Below are 4062 nucleotides of genomic sequence, written 5' to 3' on the forward strand. Positions count from 1 at the left end.
CCCGCGGAGCGGGTACCACATCGCTGCGCGATGTGCAAGCGAACACCCGCGCTGCGCGCGGGTGTTGCGCTCCCGCTCCGCGGGAGCGCTGGTGACCCGCTGCGCGGGTCACTCACCCCCGGCGCTGCGCGCCGGGGGTGACGGTCCGTTCGCTGCGCTCTCGGACCGGCGGGACTTTGTCCCGCTTGCCAGGCCTTCGCTTCGCTTCGGCCTGGCTCGGCGAGTCCGCTGCGCTCCCTCGCCTCAACGGTCCTTCCGGCTACGCCTCCAGGACCCTAGGGCCCGCTGACGCGGGCCGGGCTGGCTACTGGAGATCACGGGTGCTCGTTCTGTGGGTTCTAGTGTAGCGCGTGCATCAGATTGATGCAGCATGTACCGTTGGCGGAAACATGGGCCACCTCCCAACCGCCCGGGAGCCTTCCAGAAATTCCGAGAGGAACGACCGCAGATGACCGGTCACCACGAATCTACCGGCCCAGAACCCGCGCTGAGCAGCGATTCCGTGCACCGTGTGAGTCAGTATCAGACGGCGGGCGTCAACGCCCGGTTGAGGCTGTTCGCGCTCCTGGAGACGCAGGGAGTGCCCGCGAGCGAGGCGGACGGTCTGGTGGCCGCGGTGGAGGCCGGGGCGCAGAGCGAGGTAGTCGAGCTGGACGGCGTGGCGCCGGCCTCTCGTGGCCCGCTGTTCGCGGGCGGCTGGGACGAGAGCGTGACGGCCGTGAGCGAGGCTCTGGTGGGCATCGCGGACTGGAACTGGTCCCGGCGCGGCGGCCGGTCGGCCGGGTCTGCTCAACTGGCCGTACATCTCACGGACGTGAGGCAGCGTGAGCGGGTCGGCCTCGTACGGCTGGAGGGGTTCGTCCGAGAGAGCGTCCTGCCGCGCACCTATCCGCTCACCACGGCGCGGCGGCGGGTGCTGGAGGCTCTGTGCGAGGCCGGCGGTCTGTGCACGGCGCGGATGCTGAACACCGACGGGGACGTCGTCGTCTGCACGTGCGATGCCGGGCACTACGCCCCGGACGACAAGCCCGTCCTTCGAAGACGGAGAGCCGGGCGGCTGGCACAAGGCGGATGCGTCTATGGAACGACTTGGGCGCGGCCTGCATTCCGCACGCGGCCCTCTGAAAGACCACAGCTATTCTACCCTCGGGGAGGCATGGAAATGTCGGCGATTCAGCTCAAGAAACACCAGGTAGATCAGCGCTCCGCGTTTCGTAGGTGGGTGGGATTCCCCGCAAGCTCATCTGTGCCCCCGCAGGGCGCCCGGGGCACGATCGTGTCAGCGACCGGCTCGGGCAAGACGATCACGGCCGCCGCGTGCGCGCTGGAGTCGTTCGCGGACGGCCGGATCCTCGTCACCGTGCCGACCCTGGACCTGCTCGCGCAGACCGCCCAGGCGTGGCGTCTGGTCGGTCATCGGGCCCCGATGGTCGCGGTGTGCTCGCTGGAGAACGACCCGGTGCTGAACGAGCTGGGGGTGCGGACCACCACGAACCCGATCCAGCTCGCCCTGTGGGCCGGGAGCGGCCCGGTCGTTGTGTTCGCCACGTACGCTTCCCTGGTCGACCGCGAGGACATCGACGCACCGGAGGGCCAGCGGAAGGTTCGCGGGCCGCTGGAGGCCGCTCTGGCGGGCGGAGACCGCCTGTACGGCCAGCGGATGGGCGGTTTTTCGCTCGCTATCGTGGACGAAGCCCACTCAACAGCGGGCGATCTAGGTCGGCCATGGGCGGCGATCCACGACAACCAGCGGATTCCCGCTGACTTCCGGCTCTACCTCACCGCGACCCCCCGCATCCTCGCCGCCGCCCGCCCGCAGAAGGGCGCGGACGGCCAGGAGCTGGAGATCGCGACCATGGCCGACGACCCGGACGGCACGTACGGCGCCTGGCTCGCCGAACTCGGTCTGAGCGAGGCGATCGAGCGCGAGATCCTCGCCGGGTTCGAGATCGACGTCCTGGAGATCCGCGACCCCTCCCCTGCCCTCGGGAAGTCGCAGGAGGCACGGCGCGGCCGGCGCCTGGCGCTCCTGCAGACCGCGCTCCTGGAGCACGCCGCGGCGTACAACCTGCGCACGGTCATGACCTTCCACCAGAAGGTGGAAGACGCTGCGGCGTTCGCGGAGAAGCTGCCCCAGACGGCGGCCGCGCTGTACGTCGACGCCACCTCCGACGCCGACCTGGCCGCCGCCGACAAGCTACCGAGGTCCTCGATCGACGCCGATTTCTACGAACTCGAGGCTGGCCGCCATGTCCGGCCAGACCGCGTGTGGTCGGCGTGGCTGTGCGGGGACCACCTCGTCAGTGAGCGCCGGGAGGTCCTGCGCCAGTTCGCCAACGGCATCGACGCGACCGGCCACCGCGTACACCGTGCATTCCTCGCCAGCTGCCGCGTGCTCGGGGAGGGCGTGGACATCACCGGCGAGCGGGGCGTGGAAGCCATCTGCTTCGCCGACACCCGCGGCTCCCAGGTCGAGATCGTGCAGAACATCGGACGGGCGCTCCGGCTCAACAAGGACGGCTCCACCAAGGTGGCCAGGATCATCGTGCCCGTCTTCCTGGAGCCGAACGAGGACCCGGCGGACATGGTCGCCTCCGCGAGCTTCAAGCCGCTCGTGGCCGTGCTCCAGGGCCTGCGCTCGCATGATGAGCGCCTGATCGAGCAGCTCGCTTCCCGCGCGCGCACGAGCGGGAAGCGCAAGGTGCACGTCCGGCGTGACGAGGACGGCCGGATCGTCGGGGCCGGCGGGGCGGGCGACGGCGAAGACCAGGAGGACGACGACACGCAGGCCGCGGCCGAAGCGGCGCTGCTGCACTTCTCCAGCCCGCGCGACGCCGCCACCATCGCGGCCTTCCTCCGTACTCGGGTCTACCGGCCGGAGTCCCTGGTGTGGCTGGAGGGCTACCAGGCCCTACTGCGGTGGCGGGCCGAGAACGAGATCACTGGCCTCTACTCCGTGCCCTACGACACCGAGACCACGGTCGGCGTCACCAAGAACTTCCCCCTGGGACGATGGGTCCACCAGCAGCGCAAGGCGCTGCGGGGCGGAGAGCTCGAGGACCGGCGCAAGACGCTGCTGGACGCGCCAGAGGCCGGGATGGTCTGGGAGCCCGGCGAAGAGGCCTGGGAGGCCAAGCTCGCCGCGCTCCGCTCCTACCGGCGAGCCACCGGACACCTCGCACCCCGGCAAGACGCGGTCTGGGGCGACGGCGAGGGGCAGGCGATGGTGCCCGTCGGCCAGCACATCGCCAACCTCCGCAGGAAAGGCGCGAAGAACGGTCTGGGCAAGGACCCGGACCGGGCCGCAGAGCGCGCGGCGCAGCTGGCTGCGATCGACGAAGACTGGAACTGCCCCTGGTCGCTCGACTGGCAACGCCACTACCGCGTGCTCGCCGACCTCGTCGACGCCGACGGCGTCCTGCCGGCCATCGACCCCGGCGTGACCTTCGACGGAGACGACCTAGGCAAATGGCTGGCACGGCAACGCGAGGCGAGCACCTGGGCGCAGCTGTCGACCGAGCAGCAGGAGCGCCTGTCGAAGCTGGGCATCAAGCCGCTGGAGAAGCGCTCTCCCGCCCCAGCGGCGCCTCGCGCAGCGAGGGGCCCGAGCAAGGCGCAGCAGGCATTCCAGCGCGGTCTAGAGGCCCTCACGCAGTGGGTGGAGAGAGAAGGCGCCCACCGGCCAGTCCCGAGAACCCACGGGGAGGAGGTCGCGGTCGAGGGCGAGGCGGAGCCCGTGATCGTGAAGCTCGGCGTATGGGTCACCAACACCAAGAGCCGGCGCGACAAACTCACCCAGGAACAGCTCGCCGCCCTCGCGAAACTCGGCATCGAATGGATCTGACGGTCATCGGCAACGCCCCTCTCGTTTGGCAATGATCCGAGGTGGGTCGGGTCTGTAGCGTGAACGGTGTAACTCCCCGATAGGTCACGGCAGTTATGGCTGCTGTGACCGATGGGAGCAGGACCGTGAAGCAGAATACGCGTTCGACTGTCGAGGCGGGCGAGGAGGCGGTCGCGCCGTCTCTGGACAGGGCTCTGGTGGCCCAGCTGATGGCGCAG

The 4062-nt window shown here is 69.9% G+C and carries 1 protein-coding gene; it reads left to right on the forward strand.

Going from position 1 to position 4062, the window contains the following annotated elements:
* Positions 1–1162: 1162 nt before the first annotated feature.
* Entirely contained in the window at positions 1163–3844 is a 2682-nt protein-coding gene (locus ACFYQ6_RS34880; protein ID WP_388766877.1) for a Helicase associated domain protein, read from the forward strand.
* Positions 3845–4062 lie beyond the last annotated feature (218 nt).

The sequence above is a fragment of the Streptomyces sp. NPDC005494 genome (assembly GCF_042872025.1).
GTDB lineage: Bacteria > Actinomycetota > Actinomycetes > Streptomycetales > Streptomycetaceae > Streptomyces.

Bases quoted from the DNA above. Each gene is read 5' to 3' on its own strand.
- ACFYQ6_RS34880 (WP_388766877.1), top strand. From the start codon at position 1,163: ATGTCGGCGATTCAGCTCAAGAAACACCAGGTAGATCAGCGCTCCGCG.